The sequence below is a fragment of the Allobranchiibius huperziae genome (assembly GCF_013410455.1).
Taxonomy (GTDB): Bacteria; Actinomycetota; Actinomycetes; order Actinomycetales; family Dermatophilaceae; genus Allobranchiibius; species Allobranchiibius huperziae.
Genome location: NZ_JACCFW010000001.1, coordinates 1,166,948 through 1,192,106 on the forward strand (window position 1 = coordinate 1,166,948; position 25,159 = coordinate 1,192,106).

23 protein-coding genes are annotated in these 25,159 nt (G+C 70.0%); 16 read left to right on the top strand and 7 right to left on the bottom strand.

Translation table 11 applies throughout. From position 1 onward, the window contains the following. The first annotated feature begins 355 nt into the window (after nt 1-355). The 4 genes from pyrH to rlmN are packed head-to-tail and all read left to right on the top strand — an operon-like array spanning nt 356 to nt 3,867. Complete coding sequence (pyrH, locus tag HNR15_RS05565; RefSeq protein WP_343048433.1) at nt 356-1,087, top strand: UMP kinase; 732 nt, start codon at nt 356-358, stop codon at nt 1,085-1,087. Between the two features lie 57 nt (nt 1,088-1,144). Continuing rightward, complete coding sequence (frr, locus tag HNR15_RS05570) at nt 1,145-1,711, top strand: ribosome recycling factor (RefSeq protein ID WP_179479812.1); 567 nt, start codon at nt 1,145-1,147, stop codon at nt 1,709-1,711. A gap of 23 nt (nt 1,712-1,734) precedes the next feature. Beyond that, nucleotides 1,735-2,646 (top strand): phosphatidate cytidylyltransferase, encoded by a 912-nt coding sequence (locus HNR15_RS05575; protein ID WP_179479813.1) that lies wholly within the window; start codon nt 1,735-1,737, stop codon nt 2,644-2,646. 54 nt (nt 2,647-2,700) lie between these two features. Continuing rightward, complete coding sequence (gene rlmN / locus HNR15_RS05580) at nt 2,701-3,867, top strand: 23S rRNA (adenine(2503)-C(2))-methyltransferase RlmN (protein WP_179479814.1); 1,167 nt, start codon at nt 2,701-2,703, stop codon at nt 3,865-3,867. A gap of 9 nt (nt 3,868-3,876) precedes the next feature. On the opposite strand, the gene HNR15_RS05585 is transcribed toward rlmN, so the two are convergent. Then, complete coding sequence (locus tag HNR15_RS05585; RefSeq protein WP_343048434.1) at nt 3,877-4,995, bottom strand: LOG family protein; 1,119 nt, start codon at nt 4,993-4,995, stop codon at nt 3,877-3,879. 268 nt (nt 4,996-5,263) lie between these two features. On the opposite strand from HNR15_RS05585, the gene HNR15_RS05590 reads away from it, so the two are divergent. Together HNR15_RS05590 and HNR15_RS05595 are read left to right on the top strand one after the other, a co-directional pair. Beyond that, a complete protein-coding gene (locus HNR15_RS05590; protein ID WP_179479816.1) occupies nt 5,264-5,614 on the top strand; it encodes a hypothetical protein in 351 nt (116 codons plus the stop codon). A gap of 55 nt (nt 5,615-5,669) precedes the next feature. Beyond that, nucleotides 5,670-7,568: an acetate--CoA ligase gene (locus HNR15_RS05595; RefSeq protein ID WP_179479818.1), complete on the top strand. Its 1,899-nt coding sequence runs from the start codon at nt 5,670-5,672 to the stop codon at nt 7,566-7,568. Between the two features lie 84 nt (nt 7,569-7,652). Here HNR15_RS05595 and HNR15_RS05600 read toward each other — a convergent pair whose 3' ends face one another. From HNR15_RS05600 to HNR15_RS05615, 4 genes are all read right to left on the bottom strand, one after another. Next, on the bottom strand, nt 7,653-8,900 hold the full coding sequence (locus HNR15_RS05600) for a saccharopine dehydrogenase family protein (RefSeq protein ID WP_179479820.1): 1,248 nt from the start codon (nt 8,898-8,900) through the stop codon (nt 7,653-7,655). Between the two features lie 46 nt (nt 8,901-8,946). Further along, the gene (locus HNR15_RS05605; protein ID WP_179479822.1) at nt 8,947-9,999 is read right to left on the bottom strand and encodes a winged helix DNA-binding domain-containing protein; all 1,053 of its coding nucleotides are present in this window, start codon (nt 9,997-9,999) and stop codon (nt 8,947-8,949) included. A 93-nt stretch (nt 10,000-10,092) separates the two neighbouring features. Next, nucleotides 10,093-11,544, bottom strand: coding sequence for an aspartate aminotransferase family protein (locus tag HNR15_RS05610; RefSeq protein WP_425484517.1), 1,452 nt, complete (start codon nt 11,542-11,544; stop codon nt 10,093-10,095). Further along, complete coding sequence (locus HNR15_RS05615; RefSeq protein ID WP_179483608.1) at nt 11,541-11,984, bottom strand: Lrp/AsnC family transcriptional regulator; 444 nt, start codon at nt 11,982-11,984, stop codon at nt 11,541-11,543. Before HNR15_RS05615 ends, HNR15_RS05610 begins: the two co-directional genes overlap by 4 nt. 177 nt (nt 11,985-12,161) lie before the next feature. Between HNR15_RS05615 and HNR15_RS05620 the strand changes: the two genes are divergently transcribed. The 3 genes from HNR15_RS05620 to HNR15_RS05630 are packed head-to-tail and all read left to right on the top strand — an operon-like array spanning nt 12,162 to nt 16,509. Next, nucleotides 12,162-13,532 carry an L-serine ammonia-lyase gene (locus HNR15_RS05620; RefSeq protein ID WP_179479824.1) on the top strand — a complete coding sequence of 457 codons (1,371 nt, stop codon included), beginning with the start codon at nt 12,162-12,164 and terminating at the stop codon, nt 13,530-13,532. 46 nt (nt 13,533-13,578) lie between these two features. Beyond that, nucleotides 13,579-15,027 (top strand): gamma-aminobutyraldehyde dehydrogenase, encoded by a 1,449-nt coding sequence (locus tag HNR15_RS05625; RefSeq protein ID WP_179479826.1) that lies wholly within the window; start codon nt 13,579-13,581, stop codon nt 15,025-15,027. Nucleotides 15,028-15,060: 33 nt separating this feature from the next. Beyond that, nucleotides 15,061-16,509 (top strand): NAD-dependent succinate-semialdehyde dehydrogenase, encoded by a 1,449-nt coding sequence (locus HNR15_RS05630; RefSeq protein ID WP_179479828.1) that lies wholly within the window; start codon nt 15,061-15,063, stop codon nt 16,507-16,509. A 97-nt stretch (nt 16,510-16,606) separates the two neighbouring features. Here HNR15_RS05630 and HNR15_RS05635 read toward each other — a convergent pair whose 3' ends face one another. Further along, nucleotides 16,607-18,004, bottom strand: a complete 1,398-nt coding sequence (locus tag HNR15_RS05635) for an HNH endonuclease signature motif containing protein (RefSeq protein WP_179479830.1) — start codon at nt 18,002-18,004, stop codon at nt 16,607-16,609. Nucleotides 18,005-18,322: 318 nt separating this feature from the next. Here HNR15_RS05635 and HNR15_RS05640 point away from each other — a divergent pair, with 318 nt between their 5' ends. From HNR15_RS05640 to ispG, 6 genes are read left to right on the top strand one after another with little or no spacing between them, the layout of a single operon-like run. Further along, nucleotides 18,323-18,622 (top strand): hypothetical protein, encoded by a 300-nt coding sequence (locus HNR15_RS05640; RefSeq protein WP_179479832.1) that lies wholly within the window; start codon nt 18,323-18,325, stop codon nt 18,620-18,622. Further along, on the top strand, nt 18,619-19,233 hold the full coding sequence (locus HNR15_RS05645; RefSeq protein WP_179479834.1) for a WXG100 family type VII secretion target: 615 nt from the start codon (nt 18,619-18,621) through the stop codon (nt 19,231-19,233). Before HNR15_RS05640 ends, HNR15_RS05645 begins: the two co-directional genes overlap by 4 nt. Beyond that, on the top strand, nt 19,230-19,895 hold the full coding sequence (locus HNR15_RS18160) for a hypothetical protein (protein ID WP_246305889.1): 666 nt from the start codon (nt 19,230-19,232) through the stop codon (nt 19,893-19,895). The genes HNR15_RS05645 and HNR15_RS18160 overlap by 4 nt, the downstream gene beginning before the upstream one ends. Before the next feature lie 41 nt (nt 19,896-19,936). Continuing rightward, entirely contained in the window at nt 19,937-21,130 is a 1,194-nt protein-coding gene (dxr, locus tag HNR15_RS05650; protein ID WP_343048435.1) for a 1-deoxy-D-xylulose-5-phosphate reductoisomerase, read from the top strand. A 40-nt stretch (nt 21,131-21,170) separates the two neighbouring features. After that, nucleotides 21,171-22,493, top strand: a complete 1,323-nt coding sequence (locus HNR15_RS05655) for a M50 family metallopeptidase (protein WP_179483609.1) — start codon at nt 21,171-21,173, stop codon at nt 22,491-22,493. 29 nt (nt 22,494-22,522) lie between these two features. After that, nucleotides 22,523-23,680 (top strand): flavodoxin-dependent (E)-4-hydroxy-3-methylbut-2-enyl-diphosphate synthase, encoded by a 1,158-nt coding sequence (gene ispG / locus HNR15_RS05660; RefSeq protein ID WP_179479838.1) that lies wholly within the window; start codon nt 22,523-22,525, stop codon nt 23,678-23,680. Nucleotides 23,681-23,696: 16 nt separating this feature from the next. On the opposite strand, the gene HNR15_RS05665 is transcribed toward ispG, so the two are convergent. Next, on the bottom strand, nt 23,697-24,236 hold the full coding sequence (locus HNR15_RS05665; RefSeq protein WP_179479840.1) for a DUF402 domain-containing protein: 540 nt from the start codon (nt 24,234-24,236) through the stop codon (nt 23,697-23,699). A gap of 76 nt (nt 24,237-24,312) precedes the next feature. Here HNR15_RS05665 and HNR15_RS05670 point away from each other — a divergent pair, with 76 nt between their 5' ends. Beyond that, nucleotides 24,313-25,152, top strand: coding sequence for a GNAT family N-acetyltransferase (locus tag HNR15_RS05670; protein ID WP_233762839.1), 840 nt, complete (start codon nt 24,313-24,315; stop codon nt 25,150-25,152). Nucleotides 25,153-25,159: the final 7 nt, after the last annotated feature.

Here is a 25,159-nt window from a genome sequence, read left to right on the forward strand (position 1 = left end):
GCGTGAAACCGCGCGGGACACGAGGGTCAACCCTCGTGTCCCGCGCGGTTTCTGCGTCCCAGGGCCTTGGAATCGGCAGTTCGGTCACTTCTCCGCGCGGGTGGCCGTTCTCAGGCAGCCTCGAAGAGGAGTGCTGCGCGGCGGGTGGGCCTGCTGGGTCGCCGGGCGTCGGGAGTCGGCAGCGCGGTCACTTTCCGGCACCGGCGTACGCGGTCGGGGTGGGTAGTTGGCGCTGCGGTCATTCTCCTGCACCGGCGCCGCCCGGCGCCTGCCACAGAGGTCGGCGTGGCAGCACTTCGAGAATCTGTGGAAGTATCTACCGACCCCTGGACGCCGATCACTCGGGAGTAACCACGTGACCACCCAGACCCCCATCGACCGCCCGGCTCGGGTACTGCTCAAGCTGTCCGGCGAGGTCTTCGGCGGGGGAGCCGTCGGGGTCGACCCCGACGTCGTCAAGGACATCGCCGAGCAGATCGCCGTCGCTGCGCGCTCCGGCGTGCAGATCGCCGTCGTGATCGGCGGCGGCAACTTCTTCCGCGGCGCCCAGTTGCAGCAGAAGGGCATGGACCGGGTCCGCGCCGACTACATGGGCATGCTCGGCATCGTGATGAACTGCCTGGCCCTGCAGGACTTCCTCGAGAAGGAGGACGTCGACACCCGGGTGCAGACGGCCATCGCCATGGGCCAGGTCGCCGAGCCGTACATCCCGCGCCGCGCGATCCGCCACATGGAGAAGGGCCGCGTCGTGATCTTCGGTGCGGGGATGGGCATGCCCTTCTTCTCCACGGACACCGTCGCCGTGCAGCGTGCCCTGGAGAGCCGCTGCGACGTGGTGCTGGTGGCCAAGAGCGGCGTGGACGGGGTCTACACGGCCGATCCGAAGCTGGACCCCGCTGCGACCCGGATCGACGAGCTCACCTACGCCGAAGCCGTCGAGCGGGACCTGAAGGTGCTGGACCAGACCGCATTCGCGCTGTGCGCGGAGAACAAGCTGCCGATGGTCGTGTTCGGCATGGAGGGTCAGGGCAACATCGCCCGCGCGCTGCAGGGTGAGAGGATCGGCACGCTGGTGTCGCCGGCCTGACCCCTCGGTCGTACGACGCCCACCCTCAACCACGCAGTATCGAAGGAGTTCCCCACCATGGACGGCAGCATCGACGAGAGTCTCTTCGACGCCGAGGAGAAGATGGAGAAGGCCGTCGAGGTCGCCAAGGAGGACTTCTCCGGCATCCGCACCGGCCGTGCGAACGCGGGGATGTTCAACAAGCTGCTGGTCGACTACTACGGCGCCCCGACTCCGCTGCAGCAGCTCGCGTCGTTCCAGACGCCCGAGGCGCGCACCGTGCTCATCCAGCCCTTCGACAAGGGCTCGATGGCCGCGATCGAGAAGGCGCTGCGCGAGTCCGATCTGGGCGTCAACCCCGGCAACGACGGCAACCTGATCCGGATCCAGCTGCCCCAGCTGACCGAGGAACGGCGCCGCGACTACATCAAGCTGGCCCGGAACAAGGGCGAGGACGCCAAGGTGTCCATCCGCAACATCCGCCGGCGTGCCAAGGAAGAGATCGACAAGCACGTCAAGGACGGCGACGTCGGCGAGGACGAGGGCTCCCGCGCCGAGAAGGAGCTGGAGAGCACCACCAAGAAGTACGTCGACGTGGTCGACGAGATGATGAAGAGCAAGGAGTCGGAGCTGCTCTCGGTCTGAGCGCGCTCCACCCCACCCTGCCCATGCCCGATCAGTCGCCGCCTCCCGGACCGCTGACCCGACGGGACGCACGAGCGGGCCGCTCCGACGCGGCGCCCGTCGGCGCCACCGCCGACAAGAGCAACCCCACTCCGCGGGCGGGTCGCAACCTCTACGCCGCGGTCGGTGTCGGAGTCCTCCTCGGCGTCCTGGTGCTCGCCTCCCTCTTCATCCGCAAGGAGTTCTTCGTCGCACTGGCGACGCTCGCCTCGGTCGTCGGGGTGTGGGAGCTGCTGCGCGCGATGCAGCACGGTCGGATCTACCCGCCGGCCGTTCCGACGCTCGTCGCGGCGGCCGCCGTACCGGTGATCGCCTATCAGTGGGGACCGGTCGCGCTCGCCTCGTCGGTCGTGCTCGCCGTGCTGGTGGTCGTGGTCTGGAGGTCCTTCGGCGACGAGGAGTCGGCCGTCCAGGACGCCGCGGGCGGGACCTTCGTGGTGCTCTACGTGCCCGCCCTGGTCGGTTTCGCGATGCTGCTGCTCGACGAGCACGACGGGCCGCTGCGCATCGTCACCTTCGTGCTGGTCACCATCGCCAGCGACGTCGGTGGCTACGCGGTCGGCGTCGTCTTCGGCAAGCACCCGATGGCCCCCAGCGTCTCGCCGAAGAAGTCGTGGGAGGGCTTCGGCGGGTCGGTCGCCTGCTGCATCCTGGCCGGAGCTCTGTCGGTCGCCCTGCTGCTCGACGGGCGCTGGTGGATCGGCGCGCTGCTCGGGGCGCTGGCTGTCGTGACCGCGACGGTCGGCGACCTGTGCGAGTCGATGATCAAGCGCGACCTCGGCATCAAGGACATGAGCAACCTGATTCCGGGCCACGGCGGCCTGATGGACCGACTGGACTCGCTGCTGATCACGGTGCCGGTCGTGTGGGCGATCCTCACCCCGTTCGTCTCCTGACCCGCGAGGGCTGGGAGTTTTCGCGGCTCGGCCCGCACCTGGGACGATGGTCGTATGCCGACCGTCGATCTGCCCGCCCCGACCCCGCGTCCCACGCCGGGGCAGCTGACCTTCACCGCGCCCCGGCGCTCCAAGCCGCCGACGCACCTGGCCGATCTGGACCCGGCCGGTCGCAAGGCGGCCGTCGAGGAGCTGGGGCACAAGGGTTTCCGGGCAGCCCAGTTGTCGACCCACTACTTCGAGCACTTCGTGGACGACCCGGCGCAGATGACCGACCTGCCGAAGGCGGAGCGGGCGAGCCTGGTGCAGGAGCTGATGCCGCCGTTGCTGACGCCGGTGCGCACGCTGGAGGCCGATGACGGCCAGACGATCAAGAGCGTCTGGCGCCTCTTCGACGGTGCTCTGGTCGAGTCGGTGCTGATGCGCTACCCGGGTCGGGTGACCATGTGCATCTCCAGCCAGGCCGGGTGCGGGATGAACTGCCCGTTCTGCGCCACCGGCCAGGAGGGGCTGACCCGCAACCTGTCGACCGCCGAGATCGTCGAGCAGGTCGTCGCGGGCGCCCGGATAATGCGGTCGGGCCAACTGCCCGGGGGCGTCGACGAGGACCGGGAGTCGCCGTTGCGGGTGTCGAACGTGGTGTTCATGGGCATGGGCGAGGCGCTGGCGAACTACCGGCGCGCCATCGACGCGATCCGTCGGCTGGTCGAGCCGCCGCCCTCGGGCCTCGGGATGAGTGCCCGCGGCATCACCATGTCGACCGTCGGGCTGGTGCCCGCCATCGACAAGCTCGCCGCCGAGGGCATCCCGGTCACGCTGGCCCTGTCGCTGCACGCCCCCGACGACGAGCTGCGCAACGAGCTGGTGCCGATCAACAACCGGTGGTCGGTCGACGAGGCCCTCGACGCGGCGTACCGCTACTACGAGAAGACCGGACGTCGGGTGTCGATCGAGTACGCGCTGATCCGCGACATCAACGACCACGCCTGGCGCGCGGACCTGCTGGGGGAGAAGCTCGCCGCCCGCGGCAGCGGCTGGGTGCACGTCAACCCGATCCCCCTCAACCCGACGCCGGGCTCGAAGTGGACCGCGTCGCGGCACGGAGTCGAGCAGCAGTTCGTCGAGCGGCTGCGCGCCCGCGGCATCCCGACCACCGTGCGCGACACCCGCGGCTCGGACATCGACGGCGCCTGCGGGCAGCTGGCGGCCTCTACCGCCTGACCCAGAGCTTCAGCGTCGGCCGCTTCGTCGCAGGATCAGCTCGGCCGCATCCTGCGTGGAGTCCACCAGGTGCACGGCAGCGGACATCGGGCGGTCGGCGGCGAGGGTCTTCAGCAGCTCCCAGACCGGCACGTCGCGGGTCCACTGCCGCTCGCCGACGAGCACCAGCGGTGGCAGGGGATCGGTGGCGTCGGAGGGCGTGGCGTAGTACATCCGGGTGGCCGCCTGGAAGATCTCCTGGACGGTGCCGGCCGCGCCGGGCAGGACGACGATGCCGGCGTCGCAGCGCGCGAGGAGGGTGTCCTCTCGCAGCGCGTTGCTGAAGAACTTGGCGATGCCCGCGCAGAAGACGTGCGGCGGTTCGTGGCCGTAGTACCAGGTGGGGACAGCGATCACCCGGGCCCGGTGCACCGCGTCGGTGTGGCGCTCGCGCACCGCCAGGGCGGTCGACGCCCACCGCCCGATGTCCGGCCGGTACGACGGCACGCTCGCCAGCTCCTGCAGGGCCGACCGCAGGGCGGCCTCATCGGTCACGCAGCCGCCGAGGCTCGCCGCCTCCATGGCACCGGGGCCGCCTCCGGTCAGCACCAGGCACCCCGACTGGGCGAGGGTGCGCCCGAGACCGGCGGCGTCCGCGTACGCCGGGCTGGTGCGCAGTTCGTCGTGCCCGCCCATCACGCCCACCACGTGCCGTCGCTCGAGCCGTTCGTCCAGGGCATCGTCGATCGAGTTGTCGTGGACCGCCCGGATCACCATGGCGTAGGCGTCGTGCGCGGTGGCTGCATCGAGCAGCCAGTCGTACGCACGCCGGTCCGGCGTCCCGGCGTACCCGTGGGCGGTCAGCCCTGCGTAGAGCTCGCGTGGCTCGTACAACCGCGAGCGGTAGGGGTTGACCGGCAGCGACGGGTCGGGCGGGAAGACCAGTGCGCCCGCCGCGCGCAGATGCACCACCAGCGCATCGGGGACCACGCCGCCCAGCACGACCAGACCCGTCAGGTCGGACATGGCCAGCAGATCGGACATGGCCTCGCGCAGGTCCACGTCCTGCAACCGCAGCCCCTTCAATGAGTCTCCGCGGGCGATCCTGCTCCGCAGCGCCCGACTGCTGGTGATCTCCCCGGTGGCCACGCCCTCATCCTGCCCGCTGGTGTCACGGTTCGGTCTCGAACCCGCGGGCGAGACAACCTCTTCGGGGGTTCGTGCGTCTGACCATGTGCCGGCGGACATCGCCGGCGTACTCGGGGAAGCGGCCCTTCGGTCGCAGAGCAAGGGAGTAGGACAGCAGATGAAGCGTGCGATGTGTGTGGTTCCGGTGGCTGTGGCGATCGCTGCGGCGGGGGCGGTCTCGGTGGCTCAGGCGACCCCGGCGGCACATCCGGTGAAGCACACGACAAGCGTGACCAGTGTGACGAAGGCCGTCGTTCACCGCACGTCGCCCGCCGTCGTGACCCATCGGGGGATCACGACGAGCGCTGCGATCACGTCGGCCATCGACCACAGCGCCCTGCTCGGGGACGTGCCGGCGTCCGACGTCTCGGTGCGCTCGATCCGGGTCGCCTCGGCCAACACGTCGTGGGCCTCGGCCGTGGTGCACCCGATCGACCAGCGCACCGACGACGCGTTCGTCGCGCTGCACCGGGTCGACGGTCGGTGGACCGTCGTCACGCTCGGCACGGCTGGGGTCGGCTGCGCCGTGCCCGCCTCGCTGCGGTCCAACCTGCACCTGGTCTGCGAGGCCGGTTACTGACCGGGCCGCGTCATACCGGGGGTGGTCGGCCGCCTCCGCGTGGAGAATGACGGGCATGAGCAGCGGCGCGTACGAAGCGGCATACGAAGCGAGCATGCAGGACCCGGAGGCGTTCTGGGCGGAGGCCGCTCGAGGCATCGACTGGATCAACTTCCCGAAGACCGTTCTGGACGAGTCGAATCCGCCGTTGTACCGATGGTTCCCCGACGGCCGGATGAACACCTGCTTCAACGCGCTCGACCGGCACGTGATCGCGGGGCGGGCCGACCAGCCCGCGGTCGTCTGGGACAGCCCGGTGACGCAGGACAGCCGGACCTACACGTACGCGCAGCTGCTCGACCTGGTCGGGCGGGCCGCCGGGATGCTCACCGCACTGGGGGTGCAGAAGGGCGACCGCGTCGTCATCTACCTGCCGATGATCCCGGAAGCGGTCGTCAGCATGCTGGCCTGCGCGCGCATCGGTGCGGTGCACGCGGTCGTCTTCGGCGGGTTCGCACCCGCGGAGCTGGCCGCGCGCATCGACGACGCACGCCCCAAGGTGCTCATCACCGCGTCCTGCGGAGTCGAGCGCACCCGGGTGGTGGAGTACAAGCCGATGGTCGATGCGGCGATCGATCGCTCGCAGCACCCGCCGGAGAGCGTCGTCGTGCTGCAGCGGCCGCAGGCCGAGGCCGCGATGGGTGAGCGGGACATCGACTGGCGTACGGCGATGCGTCCCGATGGTGTCGGCGCCGCGGGCTGCGTGCCGATGCTGGGATCGGACCCGCTCTACATCCTGCACACCTCCGGCACCACCGGTCGGCCGAAGGGGATCGTGCGCGACAACGGCGGGCACGCGGTCGCGCTGCACTGGTCGATGACGCACATCTTCGGGATGCAGCCGGGCGACGTGTGGTTCACCGCGTCCGACGTCGGCTGGGTGGTCGGGCACTCCTACATCGTCTACGCGCCGCTGCTCGCCGGCTGCACGACGGTGCTCCTGGAGGGCAAGCCGGTCGGCACACCCGACGCGTCGACGTTCTGGCGGATGATCGAAGAGCACAAGATCGCAGGCCTTTTCACCGCTCCCACCGGCATCCGGGCCATCAAGAAGGAGGACCCGGAGGGCACGTTGATCGCCGGTCGCGACCTGTCGAGCCTGCGCACCCTCTTCCTCGCGGGCGAGCGCACCGACCCCGACACCTGGCAATGGGCGACGGACCGCCTGCAGGTGCCGGTCATCGACAACTGGTGGCAGACCGAGACGGGCTGGCCGATCTGCGCCAACCCGATCGGCACGCAGCTCTTCCCGATCAAGCCCGGCTCGGCGACGATGCCGAGCCCGGGGTACGACGTGCAGGTGCTCGACGCGGAGGGCGAGCGGTGCGCACCGGGCCAGGAGGGCGCGCTGTGCATCAAGCTGCCGATGCCGCCCGGCACGCTGGAGACGCTGTGGGGTGACGACGACCGCTACGTCGAGTCCTACCTGTCGGCGTACGACGGCTACTACCTGTCCGGCGACGGCGGATACATCGACGACGACGGGTACGTCTGGGTGATGGGCCGCACCGACGACGTGCTCAACGTCGCAGGGCACCGCCTGTCGACCGGCGGCCTCGAGGCCGTCGTGGCCGGCCACCCGGCTGTCGCCGAGTGCGCCGTCATCGGAGTCGCTGACGAGCTCAAGGGTCAGGTGCCGCGAGCACTGGTGGTGCTGAAGGGCGCTGAGGAGCCCACCGAGGAGGAGCAGGAGCGCATCCGCGCCGAGCTCACCCAACTGGTCCGTGAGCAGGTCGGCGCCATCGCCGGTCTGCAGCGGGTCGACATCGTGGCGGCGCTGCCGAAGACCCGGTCGGGCAAGATCCTGCGGCGCACGATGCGTCAGCTCGCCGACGGCGACGAACCGCAGGTGCCCGGCACCATCGAGGACGCAGCGGTGCTCGACGCGCTGGCCCCGGTGTTGCGCCGCCGGTGAGGGACGCCGCGGCGACCGTGTGAGCGGTTTGCGTTCGTGGTCAGGGCTGCAGCACTGGCCGCAGACGCAGAACCCCCAACCTCGTCAGACGCGCTCGGCCTGCACGGTGAAACCGCGGTCGCGCAGTCGTGCGGCATAGACGTCGCCGAGCGCCGTGGCGGGGGTCAGCACGCCGCCGGTGAGACCGTCCGGCAGCGGGCACTGCTCGCGCTGGGTCGCCAGCGCGAGCGCGGCCTCCCCGAGCATCACGCACGTCGCGGCGTAGCCCGGATCTCCCTGTGCCGCAACGACACTGCGGTACGCGCTGCCATCCGTGGTCGTCGTGCGGGCATCGACCTTGAAGAAGCCCTTGGCGCGTGCTTCGGCGCTCGGGCCCTCACCGGCCTTGGGCAGCGCCCGGTTGACCAGCGGCCGCAGCGGCGACAGGCTCAGCGCACCGACGGCGACCGCGAGTCCGCCGGCCAGCGCGTACGCCGTGGCGCGTCCCGCGATGCCCGCTCCAGTCTTCTGCAACTCGCGGTAACGGAACGCGCTGCCGTAATCGTGACCGCGAAGCGCGTTGCTGCGCCGCACGATCCGGGTATTGAAGGTCGACATGACGAACGGTCCCGTCCACGCCTTCACCTCGGGCGCGTACCGCACGGAGACGCTGTCGCGCCATTCGCCCTTCGGCTCCGCCGAGCGGTCGGGGGACAGCGCGAACTTGTCGACGGCGACCGCGCGCTTGGCCTTGTCGGAGCGCACCTCGTCGATCTGGCCCTTCATCGAGTCCAGGGTCCCGCCGCTGGCACCGCCCTTCATCGTGACGAAGAGGGTGGTGTCGGTGAGCTCGCCGGCGGCGTCCTGCGCGATGCGCTCGGCCAGGGTCAGCACGGCCAGGTCGGAGGGCACCGAGTCGAACCCGCAGGAGTGCACGATGCGGGCTCCGGAGGCGGCCGCGGCGTCGTGGTAGCGATCGATCGACTCGCGCACGAAGAGCACCTCGCCGGTCAGGTCGACGTAGTCCGTGCCGGCCTCGGCGCATGCCTTCACCAGGGGCAGGCCGTACTTCGCGTAGGGGCCGACGGTGGTGATGACCACGCGGGTGCGCTCGGCGAGCGCCGCCAGAGCGGCGTCGTCATTCGAATCCGCGGTGATCAGAGGCCAATCCGAAGCCGAGGGGCCCAGCGACCTACGGACGTCCTCCAGCTTGGCGGTGTTGCGCCCGGCGAGGCCGATGCGCACGCCCTCGGGTGCGTAGGCCGCGAGGTGCTCGGCGGTGAGCTTGCCGACGAAGCCGGTGGCGCCGAAGAGGACGATGTCGAGCTCGCGTTGGTCACGGGGAGTTGCCATGGACCGAAGGCTATCGATCCCGCGCTCCGGCACCGACCGGTGACCGTCAGCGGGCGGGCATGCTGAGTCGGGCTGCTGCCAGGCGCCTGCTCGGCGGGCCCTCGAAGAGCTCGACCCGCGGCGGCGCTCCCGGCTTCATCGGCGCCGACCAGGTGCCGACGGCACGCGCGCCGTCCAGGACGACGGGCCGGAACATCCCGTTCCCGCCCGGCACGATGTGGTCGGCGAACCGCGCGGGAAGGGTCGCGGACCGGTCGGCGTACCCGAGCAGGATCTCGTCGAACGCCGCGGTCAGCAGTGGAGTGAGGGTCGCGCGGGACATCCCGGCCTCGACGACCTCTGGTGCCGCGTAGAGGCTCACCCCGTCCAGGGTGAGCTCGTCCAGGCCGTCGACGATCTGCTCCCAGGCGGGCGCGACCTCGCGTACCAGCAGCTTGGTCCACCACAGGAAGTCGGCACGGGCGGCCGGACCGTGGGACAGCAGGTACCGCCGTGCCCAGGCCGTGACCGGGTCGGGAGGCGGCTGCGCCTTCGGCAGCCAGTCGTCGCAGAGAACGAACTGCTGGACCCCGTCGCGGATCGGTCCGAGGCAGACGACCGTGTCGATCGACAGGTCGACCAGCAGGTGGGCGCCCCGCTGGCCGCTGACGTCGAGGCCCGCGGCGGTCCAGGCGTCCAGCAGCTCACGGCGGGTCAGCGCCGCACCGCCGTGCAGGAGCTCGCGGGTCAGGTCACGCACCCCGTCGAGCTGCGCGGCGTCGACCCCGAGGCCCGCGAGACGCGTGGCGTACTGCGCGCGGATGCGGTCGGACGTCAGCGCCAGCATCCACCTCAGATCGGTGGCGAGCACGGTGTGCAGCGTCCCGCGGACGGGCCAGGAGCGCACGATGCGGCCGGCGTCGTACGCCGCGTCGACGGCCTGCACCGAACGCTCAGTCGTGCGCGCCGCGAGGGCGATGCGGCAGGCGCGCCAATCTTGAGACTGGGTGCAGGTCAGATGCCGCACGACGTCCTCGGGCGTCGGCAGCGATCGCCCGGCGAGGCACTGCGCGGCCAGCCGCATCCGCGCGACCTGCTGGTGGGTGACCGCGCGGGACATGCGCCGAACGTTAGGGGCAGTCACCGACAGACGAACAGGGTCGCCGCGCGCCCGATAGAGCGCGCGACGACCCTGATCGGTCGTGCGTGAGGCCTAGAGCATGTCCCAGGCACGGGTCAGCACGTCGCGCAGCATGCCCTCGATCGCGTCGAACTCGGTGGGCCCGATGATGAGCGGCGGGGACAGCTGCACCACGGGGTCGCCACGGTCGTCGGCGCGGCAGTAGAGGCCGGCGTCGAAGAGCGCCTTGGAGAGGAATCCGCGCAGCATCCGCTCGGACTCGTCCTCGTTGAACGTCTCCCTGGTGGCCTTGTCCTTCACCAGCTCGATGCCGTAGAAGAACCCTTCACCGCGGACGTCGCCGACGATGGGCAGGTCCTTCAGCTTCTCCAGTGTCGCGCGGAACGCCGGGGCGTTCTGGTGCACGTGGTCGGTCAGGCCCTCGCGCTCGAAGATGTCGAGGTTGGCCATCGCCACCGCGGCCGAGACCGGGTGACCGCCGAAGGTGTAGCCGTGCGGGAACGCCGTCGTGCCGTGCTTGTAGGGCTCGAACAGCTTGTCGCTGGCGATCATCGCACCGATGGGGGAGTACCCGGAGGTCATGCCCTTGGCGCAGGTGATGATGTCGGGCTGGTAGTCGAAGTCGCGGCAGGCGAAGATCTCGCCGATCCGGCCGAACGCGCAGATCGTCTCGTCCGAGACCAGCAGCACGTCGTACTCGTCGCAGATCTCCCGGACCCGCTCGAAGTACCCGGGCGGCGGCGGGAAGCAGCCGCCGGCGTTCTGCACCGGCTCGAGGAAGACGGCGGCCACGGTGTCGGGGCCCTCGAACTCGATGGCCTCACCGATCCGGTCGGCGGCCCAGCGGCCGAACTTCTTCGGGTCGTCGCGCAGGTCGTCGTGAGCGCGGTAGATGTTCGTGTTCGGCACCCGGAACGCGCCGGGCACCAGCGGCTCGAACATCTCCTTCAGCTCCGGGATGCCGGTGATCGACAGGGCGCCCTGCGGGGTGCCGTGGTAGGCGATCGCGCGGCTGATGACCTTGTGCTTGCCGGGCTTGCCCTGCAGCTTGAAGTAGTGCTTGGCGAGCTTCCACGCCGACTCCACGGCCTCGCCGCCGCCGGTGGTGAAGAAGACCCGGTTCAGGTCGCCGGGCGCGTACGCCGCGAGCCGCTCGGCCAGGTCGATCGCCGAGGGGTGCGCGTAGGACCAGATCGGGAAGAACGCGAGCTCCTTGGCCTGCTTGGCCGCGGCCTGCGCGAGCTCCTCGCGGCCGTGGCCCACCTGCACGGTGAAGAGGCCGGCGAGGCCGTCGAGGTACTTGCGGCCCTCGGCGTCCCAGATGTACGCGCCGTCGCCCTTGACGATCACGGGCACGTTGGCGCCCTGGCCGCCGGAGGACGTCGGCTCGTAGACCGACTGGCGGGTGAAGTGTCCCCAGAGATGGTCGCGGGCCGCCTCGTAGCGCGGCGTGCCGGCAGGCGTGGTGCCCGCACCGGTCATGGATGCGGTCCGGGCGGTGGTCTCTTGCGGAGTCGTGGTCATCTCGTGCCCCAGTCGTAGCGTTGTTTGTGCAATTTCAGGTAGACGAGCGTCTCGGTGTCGGTGACGCCCGGCATCGTGCGGACCGTGTCGGTAAGAAGCTCCAGCAGGTGCTCGTCGTCCTCGCAGACGACCTCGATGAGCAGGTCGAAGCGGCCGGCAGTCATCACGACGTACGCGATCTCGGGCAGCTCGCCGAGGCGCTGGGCGACGTCGCCCAGATCGCCGGTGACGCGCAACCCGATCATCGCCTGCCGACGGAAACCCACCTGGGCGGGATCGGTGACGGCGACGATCTGCAGCACCTCGGAGTCCAGCAGCCGCTGCACCCGTCCGCGGACGGCGGCCTCGGACAGGCCGATCTCGCGGGCGATCGAGGAGTAGGCCGCCCGACCGTCCTGCTGCAGGCGCGCGATGATGGCCTTCGACGTGTCGTCGAGCATCACCGGCGAGGTACGAATAGCATCGTTCACACCGGTAGGTTTTCACGAAATTCGGAGGTAGGCAAGGCGTATGAGACCGATTTCGTTGTCGGATAGCCTACTCAGCGGTACTTTGCGAAGGTCGGCGCGACGTCGGCCGGGACACGGCTCGACCCGACCTGCAGGAGGTGGCACGTCATGGCTCTGAGTGCATTCGATCTCTACTCCATCGGGATCGGCCCCTCGTCCTCCCACACGGTCGGCCCGATGCGCGCGGCCGGCACATTCGTCGCGGGGCTGCGCCGCACCGAGATCCTCGACCGGGTCACCCGGGTGCGCGCGCAGCTGTTCGGGTCCCTCGGCGCGACCGGTCACGGGCACGGCTCGGACAAGGCGGTCGTCCTCGGCCTGATGGGCGCGGTGCCCGAGACGGTCGACACGGACACTGCCGACGAGCAGGTCGGCGCCGTCCGCGAGGCCGGTGAGCTGCTGCTCGGCGGTGAACGACCCATCCGCTTCGACCCCGCGGACGACGTGGTGATGCACCGGCGCAAGTCGCTGCCGGCGCACCCCAACGGCATGACCTTCGAGGCCTACGACGGCGATCACCTGCTGCTCGAGCGCACCTACTACTCGGTCGGCGGCGGGTTCGTGGTCGACGGCGCGGCGACCGGCGCGGACCGCGTCGTCCTGGACGACACGCAGGTGCGGTTCCCCTTCACCACCGGTGGGCAGCTGCTGGCGATCTGCGAGCGGGAGGGGATGAGCGTCAGCGAGGTGATGCTGCACAACGAGCTCAGCTGGCGTACCGAGCCGGAGATCCGCGCCGGACTGCTGCATCTGTGGCAGGTCATGCGCGAGTGCGTGCAGGCCGGACTGCGGCACGGCGGCTGCCTGCCCGGCGGCCTCAAGGTGCCGCGCAGGGCGCCTGACCTCTATGCCGCGCTCACGGTCGGTGAGCTGCGCGACGACCCGCTGCGAGTCATGGACTGGGTCAACCTGTGGGCGCTCGCGGTCAACGAGGAGAACGCCTCCGGTGGCCGGGTCGTCACCGCGCCCACCAACGGTGCGGCCGGGATCATCCCCGCGGTGCTGCACTACTACGCGACCTACGTCGAGGGCGCGGACGACGACGGCATCGTCCGGTTCCTGTTGACGGCAGCCGCGATCGGCATCCTCTTCAAGGAGGGCGCCTCGATCTCCGGCGCCGAGGTGGGCTGCCAGGGCGAGGTCGGCTCGGCCTGTGCAATGGCCTCCGGTGCCCTCTGCGAGGTCATGGGCGGCACGCCGTCCCAGGTGGAGAACGCCGCCGAGATCGGCATCGAGCACAACCTCGGGCTCACCTGCGACCCCGTCGGCGGGCTGGTGCAGATCCCCTGCATCGAGCGCAATGCGATCGCCAGCGTGAAGGCCATCAACGCGGCACGCCTGTCCCGCAACGGCACCGGGATTCACACGGTGAGCCTGGACAAGGCCATCAAGACCATGCGCGAGACCGGTCGTGACATGTCCGTGAAATACAAGGAGACCGCCCGAGGCGGGCTCGCGGTGAACGTCATCGAGTGCTAGTACGAACACGACGCCCATGATTCGCAGCCACAAGGAGAGCAGCACCATGACCGATTCCCCCCGCCAGTTGCGCAACTTCATCGGCGGCGAGTACGTCGACGGTCGAGGCGAGGAGCGCCTCGACCTGGTCAGCCCCGTGACCGCGAAGGTCGTCGCGCAGGCGCCGATCTCCGGCCAGGCCGACGTCGACGCGGCGTACGCGGCGGCCGAGAAGGGCTTCGCCGAGTGGGGCCAGGTCACCCCGAGCGAGCGCCAGCAGGCGCTGCTGAAGTTCGCCGACGCCATCGAGGAGCGTGCCGACGACTTCGTGAAGCTGGAGGCGCAGAACACCGGAAAGCCGTTCGCGCTCACGGCATCCGAGGAAGTGCCGCCCATGGTGGACCAGCTGCGCTTCTTCGCCGGCGCCGCGCGGGTGCTGGAGGGTGTGTCGGCAGGGGAGTACCTCGCCGGGCACACCTCGTGGATCCGCCGCGAGCCGATCGGTGTGGTCGGCCAGGTCACCCCGTGGAACTACCCGATGATGATGGCGATGTGGAAGATCGCGCCGGCGCTCGCCGCGGGCAACGCGATCGTCCTCAAGCCCAGCGACACCACCCCCGAGACCACGCTGCTGCTTGCCGAGCTGGCGGCGCCGTTCCTGCCCGCGGGCACGTTCAATGTCATCACCGGTGACCGCGAGACCGGTGCGAAGGTCGTGGAGCACCCGACCCCGCAGCTCGTGGCCATCACCGGTTCGGTGCGGGCGGGCATGCAGGTCGCCGAGGCCGCATCGCGCGACCTGAAGCGGGTGCATCTGGAGCTGGGCGGCAAGGCTCCGGTGATCGTCTTCGACGACGCCGACATCGAGGCCGCCGTCGAGGGCATCGCCACCGCCGGCTACTTCAACGCCGGCCAGGACTGCACCGCAGCCACCCGGGTGCTGGTCTCGCCCAAGATCCACGACGACTTCGTGGCGGCGCTCGCGGCGTACGCGAAGAACGAGGCCAAGGTGGGCCTGCCGGACGACGAGGACGCACTCTTCGGCCCGGTCAACAACGCCAACCAGCTCGCGCATGTGACCGGGATGCTGGACCGGCTGCCCGACCACGCGAACATCGCGGCCGGCGGGCACCGGATGAGCGGTCTCGGCGACGGCTACTTCCTGGAGCCGACCGTCGTCTCCGGGCTCACCCAGGACGACGAGATGAGCCAGCACGAGATCTTCGGGCCGGTCATCTCGGTGCAGCGCATCGAGGACGAGCAGGCCGCGATCCGGGCGGCGAACGGTGTGGAGTACGGCCTCGCGTCGTCGGTGTGGACGCGTGACCTCGGTCGCGCGCTTCGGGTCAGCAAGGCACTCGACTTCGGCTGTGTCTGGATCAACACGCACATCCCGCTCGTCGCCGAGATGCCGCACGGTGGTTTCAAGCACAGCGGCTACGGCAAGGACCTCAGCCGCTACGGGTTCGAGGACTACACGCGCATCAAGCACGTGATGGCCAACATCAACAGCTGAGCGATTCATCACGGCGTTCGACGAGGAGACGACATGACCGGAGCGGTCGAGCAGGTCACAACGCAGTTGTTCATCGGTGGGAAGTGGCGTGACGCCGAGGGCGGCAAGACCCTCACGGTCGACAACCCGGCCAGCGGGAAGGCACTCGCGACCGTCGCGGACGCGTCCCCGGCCGACGGTGTCGCGGCGCTCGCGGCCGCCGCTGCGGCACAGGCGGATTGGGCGCGTACGCCGCCGCGCGACCGCGGAGAGATCCTGCGGTCGGCGTTCGAGCTCATCACCCAGCGTGCCGATCACTTCGCCGAGCTGATGACGCTGGAGATGGGCAAGCCCCTGGCCGAGTCCAAGGGCGAGGTGACCTACGGCGCGGAGTTCTTCCGCTGGTTCTCCGAGGAGGCGGTGCGCATCTCCGGTCGCTGGTCGACGGCACCGAACGGCGCGACCCGGCTGGTGACGATGAAGGCTCCGGTCGGTCCCACGTTGATGATCACGCCGTGGAACTTCCCGCTGGCGATGGGCACCCGCAAGATCGGGCCGGCCATCGCGGCCGGCTGCACGATGGTGGTCAAGCCCGCCGCCGAGACGCCGCTGACGATGCTGGCGCTGGCGCAGCTGCTGGAGGAGGTCGGGCTGCCTGCCGGCGTGCTGAACGTCGTCACCACCAGCGACTCCGGCGGCGTCATGGAGCCGCTCATCCGCGACCCGCGCACCCGCAAGCTGACCTTCACCGGCTCCACCGCGGTGGGCCGCAAGCTGGTCGAGCAGTCCGCCGACCAGCTGCTGCGGCTGTCGATGGAGCTGGGCGGCAACGCGCCGTTCATCGTGTTCCACGACGCCGACGTCGACGCGGCCGTGGACGGGGCGATGCTCGCCAAGATGCGCAACATCGGCGAGGCATGCACGGCGGCCAACCGGTTCCTCGTGCACGCTGACGTGGCGCAGGAGTTCGGCGACAAGCTCGCCCAGCGGATGGGCGCGATGGTCGTCGGTAACGGCCTGGACGACGGGGTCACCGTCGGACCGTTGATCAACGCCAAGGCGGTCGACAAGGTCGCCGCCCTGGTGCGTGATGCGGCGGAGCGCGGCTCCAAGGTCGTCTGCGGCGGGGAGCCCGGCGACGGTGAGGGGTTCTTCTACCCGCCGACCGTGCTGACCGGCGTACCGGCTGACGCCGACCTGGTCCGGGAGGAGATCTTCGGACCGGTCGCGGCCATCCAGACCTTCACCGACGAGCAGGACGCGATCGACCGCGCCAACTCCACCGAGTACGGCCTCGCGTCGTACTTCTACACCCGCGACCTCTCCCGCACGATCCGGGTGAGCGAGGGCCTGGAGTACGGAATGGTCGGGGTCAACCAGGGGATCATCTCCAACCCGGCTGCACCGTTCGGCGGCGTCAAGGCGAGCGGCTACGGCCGTGAAGGCGGCTTCGAGGGCATCGAGGAGTACCTCGAGACCAAGTACGTCGGTCTGGCTCTCTAGCGTTCGTCCGCACCGCCAGCCCCACGTTGCACGCTGACGGTGTTCGCGTTCGTTGACGGTGTTGCAACGCCGTCAACGAACGTGAACAGCGTCAGCGTCAGGCTGCTGGGTTCTGGCCGGGTCGGGTGGGCATCAGGCCTGGTGTGAGGTCCCAGGTGACGCCGGATGCGGCGACGGTGGCGGTGAGCAGGTCGCGGTGCACGATGGTGTGGTGGCGGGCGCAGAGCAGTGCCGCGTTGCCGAGGTTCGTTTCGCCGCCGGCCCACCAGGGCCTCATATGGTGGGCATCGCACAAGTCCGGTGGCCGATCACAGCCGGGGAAGGTGCAGTGCTGGTCGCGGTGGATGATCGCGGTGCGTAGTCCGCCGGTGAAGAGGCGTTTGGCGCGGCCGACATCCAATGGTTCGGAGTCGGTGCCGAGGACTGCGGGGATGAGGTCGGCGTCGCACGCCATCCGTCGTAGAGTCCCGGCGTCGAGATGCTCACCGTCGGTGGTGCGCCCGATGCCCGGCAGGTACGTCGGCAGCGATCTGGTTTCGTGCGAACCGTTTTCGCTGAGATCGTCGAGCCGGCCTGCGTTGCGAAGGCCCTCGTAGAGGGTGTTGTAGTCCAGGGTGACCAGGATCTTGGCGGTCCCGCCGAACTCCCCGACCGGCCGAGGGGCGGTGCCGTCGAGGACGCCTGCGGCGGTGTCGATCAGTCGCACCAGGGCGTCCGCACGCCGTTTGGCCGGAGTGCGGGTGTCCCGCTCGGCCACGCTGGTGCCGGCCTGGGTTTCCACTGGCGCGGGCGCGGACAGGGCGCGCAGGGCGTGCTTGACCACCGCGGCGTGCCCGCTCGAGAGTTCGGCCACGAACCGGGTCAGGCCACTGGGCAGGTCGGCCCAGAACACCGACTCGCACTCCTGCTGACGCTCCTCGTCGCGGACCAGGCGTTCGGGGGCGTACTCACCCAAGATGCGGGTGCTGAGCTCCCGCAACGTGCGAGACCCGTGGTCGGACAACGACAGATAGCGACCGAGCAGCCCGTCGCGGTCGGCGGCCGGGAGCTGCGGCAGGATCCGCGGCACCTCCCGTAAGGCCACGTCGGCGACCGGCACGCTCGCCGACCCGTCGGCCAGCGCGTCGACCACGACCTGGTTGCGAGGATCGGCGCAGTCCACCCCCACCCTCCCGACCCGTCGTACGACGGTCGGCTCCACACCGGTCGCCTGCCGGGCGACCCACGCCGGTGCCCCGGTCGCGGTGGAGTTCGCGACCGTGCCGCGGCTCAGCGCATCCGCGGTGGCCAGCGCCGCGACGTTCTCCATCCGGCTGCCCATCCGCAGCATGCTCCCGACGACCTCGCCCAGCGCCGCTTCGTCCAACTGCCACAACGCGGTCGGCCATTCGTCCAGAGCGTCAGTGAACTCGACGAGCAGGGCCACCAACCTCGCGCCCGTCCCTGGAATGGCAGGCGCAGCGGGCTGAGGTGTCTCGCCGATCGACTGCGCCATGGCCCCTCCTGGACTGCTCGCCCCTGCCCCTTACCTACATTCTGGATCATACGCGTGTTCGATAGCTGTAGCAAGGGTTTGTCCTTCGAAAACTACTGCGATTATTGATGATTCGAGAGCTCTTATCCACATCCCCCGCTGTCGAGGTGGACATTTCAGGGTTGTCCACAGTTCAGCCGGCCGCGCTTCCGCGTCCGGGCACCGAACTGGTGCTGCCGTGTGCCGGGTGGCTGGCCCTGGCCCTGTGGACAACTTCTGCGGGCTCCGGCGGTCTGCTCCTAACGTGCAACCAGTCGCACGCGGTGGAGGGAGACGGCGGTGGATCGACGAGGTCGATGGCAGGTGTCGCCGGACGCTCTGGAGCATGAGGCGGGGGCGCTGGGCGCGATCTCGCACCCAGCGGAGTACGGCGCCGCGCGGACTGTCCTGGCTCTGGCTGCGGCGGTGTCGGGAGCCGAGTCGCTCACTGCTGCCGTGAGATTCGGTCAGCGGTCGGCAACAGCATTCTCAGGGCTGGACGAGCAGCGCGCGGGTCTGACCCGCGCACTGCGGCGAGCCGCGGCGGCCTACGCCGGTCAGGAGGCCGAGGTCGAGGCCGGGATGCGGCCGGGGCCATGAACGGCCGGCGGCCCGACCCCGTCGCGATCCGCGCCGCGGCACGTCAGATCATGCGCGCGGCTGAAGATCTGGAGCACGATGCGTCGGTCGCGGCCGCCTGCATCTGCCGTCTCGAAGGGCGTTGGACGGGGAGCGCCGCGTTGGTGCACGCGGGTGCCATCGGCGACTACGCCCGGGGCCTGCGGGCCACCGCAACCCTGTTGGGGCAGGTCGCCGGAGAGGCGACCGCGGTGGCTCTGCACCTGGACCGGGATCTGGTCGACCTCGGCCGACTCGAAGCGCAACGCGCCAGCGCGAGCGTCCCGGCCGCGTCCCATCTCGACGTGCGGATCGCGGAGGTGTGGTCCTCGATCCGCTGCCATCAGGCGCGATTCGCGCTCTCGCTGGACAGCGTGGACCTGCAGCGCGCCGCCCCGGTTCCCGGGGGCCGCATGCGCACGGGCCCGGTGCGGATGCCCGAACTGGGTGTCGTCGATCCAGGGCGTATGCGCACCGGACCGGTGCGGCCCATCGGCGCCGAGCCGCGCGCTGATCTCTGGGGTCCCGGCCACATGCGCACCGGACCGGTTCGACGGCTCCTGGCGGTCCACCGGCCGGTGGTGCTCCCGTGACGGCCCCGCTGTTCCGGCTCACCGACGAGGAGCTGCAGCTGTTCGGCGCCGCGGGCGATGTCGACACGCCGTACCTTGACCGGTTGGGCACGGCACAGCGATCGGTCGCGGTGGACGTCGCCTACCGAGCCCTGTGCGCGCACGGTGTCGCGCTCGAGGCAGGTGAAGGTCTGCTGATGCCGGACGAGCTGGTGCACCTCCTTCAGGTGCGTGCGAATCCCGAGCGTTCGTACCGGATCGAGGTATGCGCGGAGGGTGCGCGGTCGCTGCGCCACGTGTACGACGCAGGCGGGACCACGGTGTGCGAGGACATCTCGAACGACGGGTTGCACGACTTCGACGTGCTCCCGGCGGGTCGCTCCGTGCAGCTGGTGCTCGCCGCGCTGACACCGGAGCTGCAGTCCGAGCCCGACGGAGTCTCCGTGCGTGGGCGGGTCGTCGTCAGCCCCTGGTCGACGTCCGAACCGGCGCCCTGGGGCCGCGCTCTGGCGACGGCCGACGTGACCGTGCGCGCACCGGGACAAGCGGCCACCACGGTGTGCGTCGTCTGGGGCGACTCCGGCACCTACGTGGTGAGCCCAGCCGCCGATCTCACAGCGCCAGACGCCCGCGGGCTGTGCCGGATGATCGCCGCGCACCTCGGCATCGAGCAGGCGAGCTGAGCGACGCCACCCCACCAGAGGTTCCCGGGCACAATGGCGCAGTGAGCACCGACGCCCGTCCCCGCACCATCGCCCTGCTCGGTTCGACCGGGTCGATCGGCACCCAGGCCGTCCAGATCGTGCGTCAGCACCCCGAGGCGTTCGATGTCGTCGCGATCGCGGCGGGCGGGCGGGATCTGGGGCTGGTAGCCCGCCAGGCGGTCGAGTTGGACGCCGAACTGGTCGCCGTAGCGGCCGGTGCCGAAGCAGATCTACGCCGGATGATCGACGACGTGGCGCGCTCGGCGGGTCGACCGTCGTACGCACCACGGATCGTGGTCGGGTCGGACGCGGCGACGCAGGCGGCGCAGTGCGGAGCCGACGTCGTCCTCAACGGCATCACCGGATCGATCGGACTGCGCCCTACGCTGGCGGCGCTGCGCGCGGGTTCGACGCTGGCTCTGGCCAACAAGGAGTCGCTCATCGTCGGCGGACCGATCGTGAAGGCCCTCGCCGCCCCAGGGCAGATCGTGCCGGTCGACAGCGAGCACAGCGCCATCGCGCAGTGCCTCAAAGCCGGCGACCACGACGAGGTACGCCGGCTGCTGGTCACGGCGAGCGGCGGACCGTTCCGTGGTCGGCCGCGAGAGGAGCTGCACGACGTCACCCCGCAGCAGGCGCTCGCGCACCCCAACTTCTCGATGGGCCGGGTGATCACCACCAACTCCGCGACCCTGGTCAACAAGGGTCTGGAGGTCATCGAGGCCCACCTGCTCTTCGACATCCCGCTGGAGCGGATCGACGTGGTCGTGCACCCGCAGCAGATGATCCACTCCATGGTCGAGTTCGTCGACGGCTCCACCATCGCCCAATGCGGGCCGCCGAGCATGCTGGTGCCGATCGCGCTCGGCCTCGGGTGGCCGCGTCACGTGCCGGACGCCGGGCCCCGCATCGACTGGACCACGGCCTCCAGCTGGGACTTCGAACCGCTGGACGACGAGGCGTTCCCCTCCGTCGGGCTCGCGCGGCAGGTCGGTTCGGCCGGAGCGACGTACCCCGCCGTCTACAACGCCGCCAACGAGGAGTGCGTCGACGCCTTCCACGACGGGCGACTGCGCTTCACGGCCATCGTCGACACGGTGGCGAAGGTGGTCGGCGACCATCAGGCGCAGGCGGGGGAGTTGACCGTCGAGCAGGTGCTGCAGGCCGAGGACTGGGCGCGCGGCCGCGCACAGGAACTTCTCGCGGCGCAGTGAGCGAGGCGGGTTTCGCCGCGCATGAGAACCTAGTCGGGTGATGTTCCTGCTCGGTGTCGTGCTGATGGTGATCGGCGTCGCCATCTCGATCGCGCTGCACGAACTCGGCCACATGGTGCCCGCCAAGAAATTCGGCGTGAAGGTCACCCAGTACATGATCGGTTTCGGGCCGACCGTGTTCTCCCGTCGCCGCGGTGAGACCGAGTACGGCGTGAAGGCGATCCCCCTCGGCGGCTACATCCGGATGGTCGGCATGTTCCCGCCCGCGCCGGGCGAGGACCCCAACCGGGTACGCGCGTCCTCGACCGGCCGCTGGAGCCAGCTGGTCGACCAGGCCCGCGACGCGGCGTTCGAGGAGATCGAGCCGCACGAGGCTCATCGGGTCTTCTACAAGCTGCCGACCCACCGCAAGGTCATCATCATGTTCGGTGGCCCGTTCATGAACCTGGTCATCGCCGCGGTGCTGCTGATCATCATCGCCTGCGGCATCGGCCTGCCCACCCAGGTCACGGCCGACGTCGGCTCGGTGATGCCGTGCCTGGCCAGCAGCTCCGGCAGCGCCCCGAAGACCTGCCCCACCCCTTCGCCAGCGGCCGCAGCCGGCCTGCGGACCGGTGACCGCATCGAGTCCGTCGACGGCGTCAAGGTGAGCACTACGACGGGCGCGACGAAGGTCATCCGGGCTCACCCGCAGCAGCAGATCCCGATCGTCGTCCTGCGCGACGGCGTCCGCCGCACCCTGCACATCACGCCCGCGCTGCGGACCCTGCCCAAGACCGACGCTCAGGGCAACCCGGTCCTCAACTGGTCCGGGCGCACCGAGACCATCCGCGGCGGCCTGATCGGCGCGGGCATCGGCGGCACGAGCGTCGTACGTCGTCAGCCGCTCACCGACGCGCCCTCCATCGTCGGCGACGGGGTGCGGCAGACCGCATCGGTCTTCGTGAAGATCCCGCAGAAGATGGTCGGGGTCTTCAATGCGGCGTTCGGAAGCGGCCAGCGCGACCCGAACGGCCCGATGTCCGTGGTGGGCGTGGGCCGCGTCGCCGGTGACGTCACGGAGAGCCACCAGGTCTCGATCGTGGACAAGGTGGAGCTGCTGCTCGGACTCCTGGCATCCCTCAACCTGGCCCTCTTCGTCTTCAACCTCGTCCCGCTGCTGCCGCTCGACGGCGGTCACATCGCCGGTGCGCTGTGGGAGGCCGTCAAACGCCCGATCGCGCGGGCCCGCGGTCTCAAGGGTCCGATCTACGTCGACGTCGCCAAGGCGCTGCCGGTCGCGTACGGCGTCTCGATGGTGCTGCTCGTGATGTTCGGGCTGCTCTTCTATGCCGACATCGTCAACCCCGTCAAACTCAACTGACCTCCTTTCGAAGGAATGCTGGCCAACAGATGACCGTCTCGCTCGGTATGCCGTCCGCCCCCGCACCCGTCCTGGCACCGCGCCGCCCCACCCGCAAGATCAAGGTGGGCAAGGTGTTCGTCGGCGGTGACGCGCCGATCTCCGTGCAGTCCATGTGTACGACCCCGACCACCGACATCAACGCCACGCTGCAGCAGATCGCCGAGCTGACCGCGTCCGGGTGCGACATCGTGCGCGTCGCCTGCCCCAGCCAGGACGACGCCGACGCGCTGCCCGCGATCGCCCGCAAGAGCCAGATCCCGGTCATCGCGGACATCCACTTCCAGCCCAAGTACGTCTTCGCGGCGATCGACGCAGGCTGCGCGGCGGTCCGGGTCAACCCGGGCAACATCCGCAAGTTCGACGACCAGGTCAAGCAGATCGCCCAGGCCGCCAAGGACGCCGGCGTCTCGATCCGGATCGGCGTGAACGCCGGGTCGCTCGACAAGCGGATCATGGACAAGTACGGCAAGGCCACGCCCGAGGCGCTGGTCGAGTCGGCCGTCTGGGAGGCCTCGCTCTTCGAGGAGCACGGCTTCCACGACTTCAAGATCTCGGTCAAGCACAACGACCCGGTGATCATGGTGGCCGCGTACGAGATGCTCTCCGAGCGCGGCGACTGGCCGCTGCACCTGGGCGTGACCGAGGCCGGACCGGCGTTCCAGGGCACCATCAAGTCCGCGACCGCGTTCGGTGCGCTGCTGTCCAAGGGCATCGGCGACACGATCCGGGTCTCCCTGTCGGCGCCGCCGGTCGAGGAGGTCAAGGTCGGCAACCAGATCCTGCAGTCGCTCAACCTCAAGCCGCGCAAGCTGGAGATCGTGTCCTGCCCGTCCTGCGGGCGCGCTCAGGTCGACGTCTACAAGCTCGCGGACGAGGTCACTGCGGGTCTCGAGGGCCTGACGGTGCCGCTGCGGGTGGCTGTCATGGGCTGCGTCGTCAATGGCCCGGGGGAGGCCCGCGAGGCCGACCTGGGTGTCGCGTCCGGCAACGGCAAGGGCCAGATCTTCGTCAAGGGCGAGGTCGTGCGGACGGTCCCGGAGAGCCAGATCGTCGAGACCCTGATCGACGAGGCCATGCGCATCGCCGAGGAGATGGGCGAGCCGGTCGACGGCGAGGGCGGCGCCCCGAGCGTCACGATCAGCTGAAGCCCTCGGCGCGGGATCAGACGTCGGCGAGCAGCTGAGTCATCCAGTCGTCGGGGCGCCCCGAGAAGGGTTCCGCGCGGGCACCGACCGCGTCGAAGACGTAGGCGCAGTCGCGTTCGGCCGCCTGAATCACGTCGTCCGGGTACCCGAACAGCTTCTGATGATCGGCGAACTCGTCCTCGTCGTCGATGAAGACCCGGCCGTCGTGCTCCCGCACGATGTCGAGGTCGAGGTCGACGAGGGTGAAGACGAAACCGTCGGCGGACCGGGACCAGTCGCCGATGGTGGTGATGTCGACGTAGGTTTGGATCTGGTGGCCGGGTCCGTTGAACGTCGCGAACCAGCCGCCGTGCGACGCCAGCTTCACCGAGTCGGCCTGGGAGACCACCTCGTACCCGGGGCGGTGGAACGTCGTACCGCGTCGCATGCCGAGCCACACTCCGTGCTCGTCTGTGCCGAGATAGGTCGTCGGCTCCTGCCAGTGCTCGCGCCCGTCCCACTTGCGGAAATTCACGAGGACGGGCGTGCCGGGCACGGTCGGAGTCTCGTCGGGCATGGCGGCGACGCTATCAACCGCAGGGATACTGGTCGTTTGCACCATCTCTCCATCCGATCCGAGGCAGGCTGACACCGTGTTGCGTACCTCCAGTCCCGCGCGGACCCTCGGGTCGAGCGATTACGACGCCGCGCTCGCGCTGTGTCGTCAGGACGCGATGGGCAACGTCTTCGTGGGTGCGCGCCTGGTGGAGGGCGGTCCGGCGTTCGCCAGCTCGCTGCTCGGCCTGGGAGGCGCGGAGCTGACTGCGATGTGCTGGGTCTCGGCCAACGTCGTGCCCATCTCGTGCAACGACGCCGCACTCGACGTCTTCGCCGCGAAGCTGCGCCGCTACCGGCGCCGGTGCTCCTCGATCTTCGGCGAGGCGGAGCAGGTGCTCGGCCTGTGGGAGCGGCTCGAGCCGATGTGGGGCACCGCGCGATCCATCAGGCCGGAGCAGCCGATGATGGCGGTGACGACGTCGCCGCGCGCGGTCGGACGGCCGATGGACCCGCGGGTACGGCTCGCGCGGGAGGACGAGCTGGACCTGGTGATGCCCGCCTCGGCGCACATGTTCACCGCCGAGATCGGCTACCCGCCGTACGTGGGATCGGACCAGGACTACCGGCGGATGGTGCGCGGACTGATCCGCGCCGGCCATACCTACGTGATCAGCGAGGGCGGCCGCATCATCTTCAAGGCCGACGTCGGGTCGCTGGCCTTCGGCGTCGCGCAGATCCAGGGGGTGTGGGTCGCGCCGCAGGCCCGCGGGCACGGCATCGCCGAGCCGGCCATGAACGCCGTCGTGCAGCACGTCCAGGATCACCTCGCCCCCGACGTCACCCTCTACGTCAACTCCTACAACGAGCCGGCGCTGCGCACCTACCAGGCCACCGGTTTCGAGGAGATCGAGACCTTCGCCACCGTCATCCTCTGACGGCGCG

Coding starts and splice junctions, on each gene's coding strand:
- HNR15_RS05620 (WP_179479824.1), top strand. CDS start 12,162: ATGGCTCTGAGTGCATTCGATCTCTACTCCATCGGGATCGGCCCCTCG.
- rlmN (WP_179479814.1), top strand. CDS start 2,701: ATGCCGACCGTCGATCTGCCCGCCCCGACCCCGCGTCCCACGCCGGGG.
- HNR15_RS05600 (WP_179479820.1), bottom strand. CDS start 8,900: ATGGCAACTCCCCGTGACCAACGCGAGCTCGACATCGTCCTCTTCGGC.
- HNR15_RS05605 (WP_179479822.1), bottom strand. CDS start 9,999: ATGTCCCGCGCGGTCACCCACCAGCAGGTCGCGCGGATGCGGCTGGCC.
- HNR15_RS05610 (WP_425484517.1), bottom strand. CDS start 11,544: ATGACCACGACTCCGCAAGAGACCACCGCCCGGACCGCATCCATGACC.
- HNR15_RS05625 (WP_179479826.1), top strand. CDS start 13,579: ATGACCGATTCCCCCCGCCAGTTGCGCAACTTCATCGGCGGCGAGTAC.
- frr (WP_179479812.1), top strand. CDS start 1,145: ATGGACGGCAGCATCGACGAGAGTCTCTTCGACGCCGAGGAGAAGATG.
- HNR15_RS05655 (WP_179483609.1), top strand. CDS start 21,171: ATGTTCCTGCTCGGTGTCGTGCTGATGGTGATCGGCGTCGCCATCTCG.
- HNR15_RS05575 (WP_179479813.1), top strand. CDS start 1,735: ATGCCCGATCAGTCGCCGCCTCCCGGACCGCTGACCCGACGGGACGCA.
- HNR15_RS05635 (WP_179479830.1), bottom strand. CDS start 18,004: ATGGCGCAGTCGATCGGCGAGACACCTCAGCCCGCTGCGCCTGCCATT.
- HNR15_RS05630 (WP_179479828.1), top strand. CDS start 15,061: ATGACCGGAGCGGTCGAGCAGGTCACAACGCAGTTGTTCATCGGTGGG.
- HNR15_RS05615 (WP_179483608.1), bottom strand. CDS start 11,984: ATGCTCGACGACACGTCGAAGGCCATCATCGCGCGCCTGCAGCAGGAC.
- HNR15_RS05645 (WP_179479834.1), top strand. CDS start 18,619: ATGAACGGCCGGCGGCCCGACCCCGTCGCGATCCGCGCCGCGGCACGT.
- ispG (WP_179479838.1), top strand. CDS start 22,523: ATGACCGTCTCGCTCGGTATGCCGTCCGCCCCCGCACCCGTCCTGGCA.
- HNR15_RS05595 (WP_179479818.1), top strand. CDS start 5,670: ATGAGCAGCGGCGCGTACGAAGCGGCATACGAAGCGAGCATGCAGGAC.
- HNR15_RS05665 (WP_179479840.1), bottom strand. CDS start 24,236: ATGCCCGACGAGACTCCGACCGTGCCCGGCACGCCCGTCCTCGTGAAT.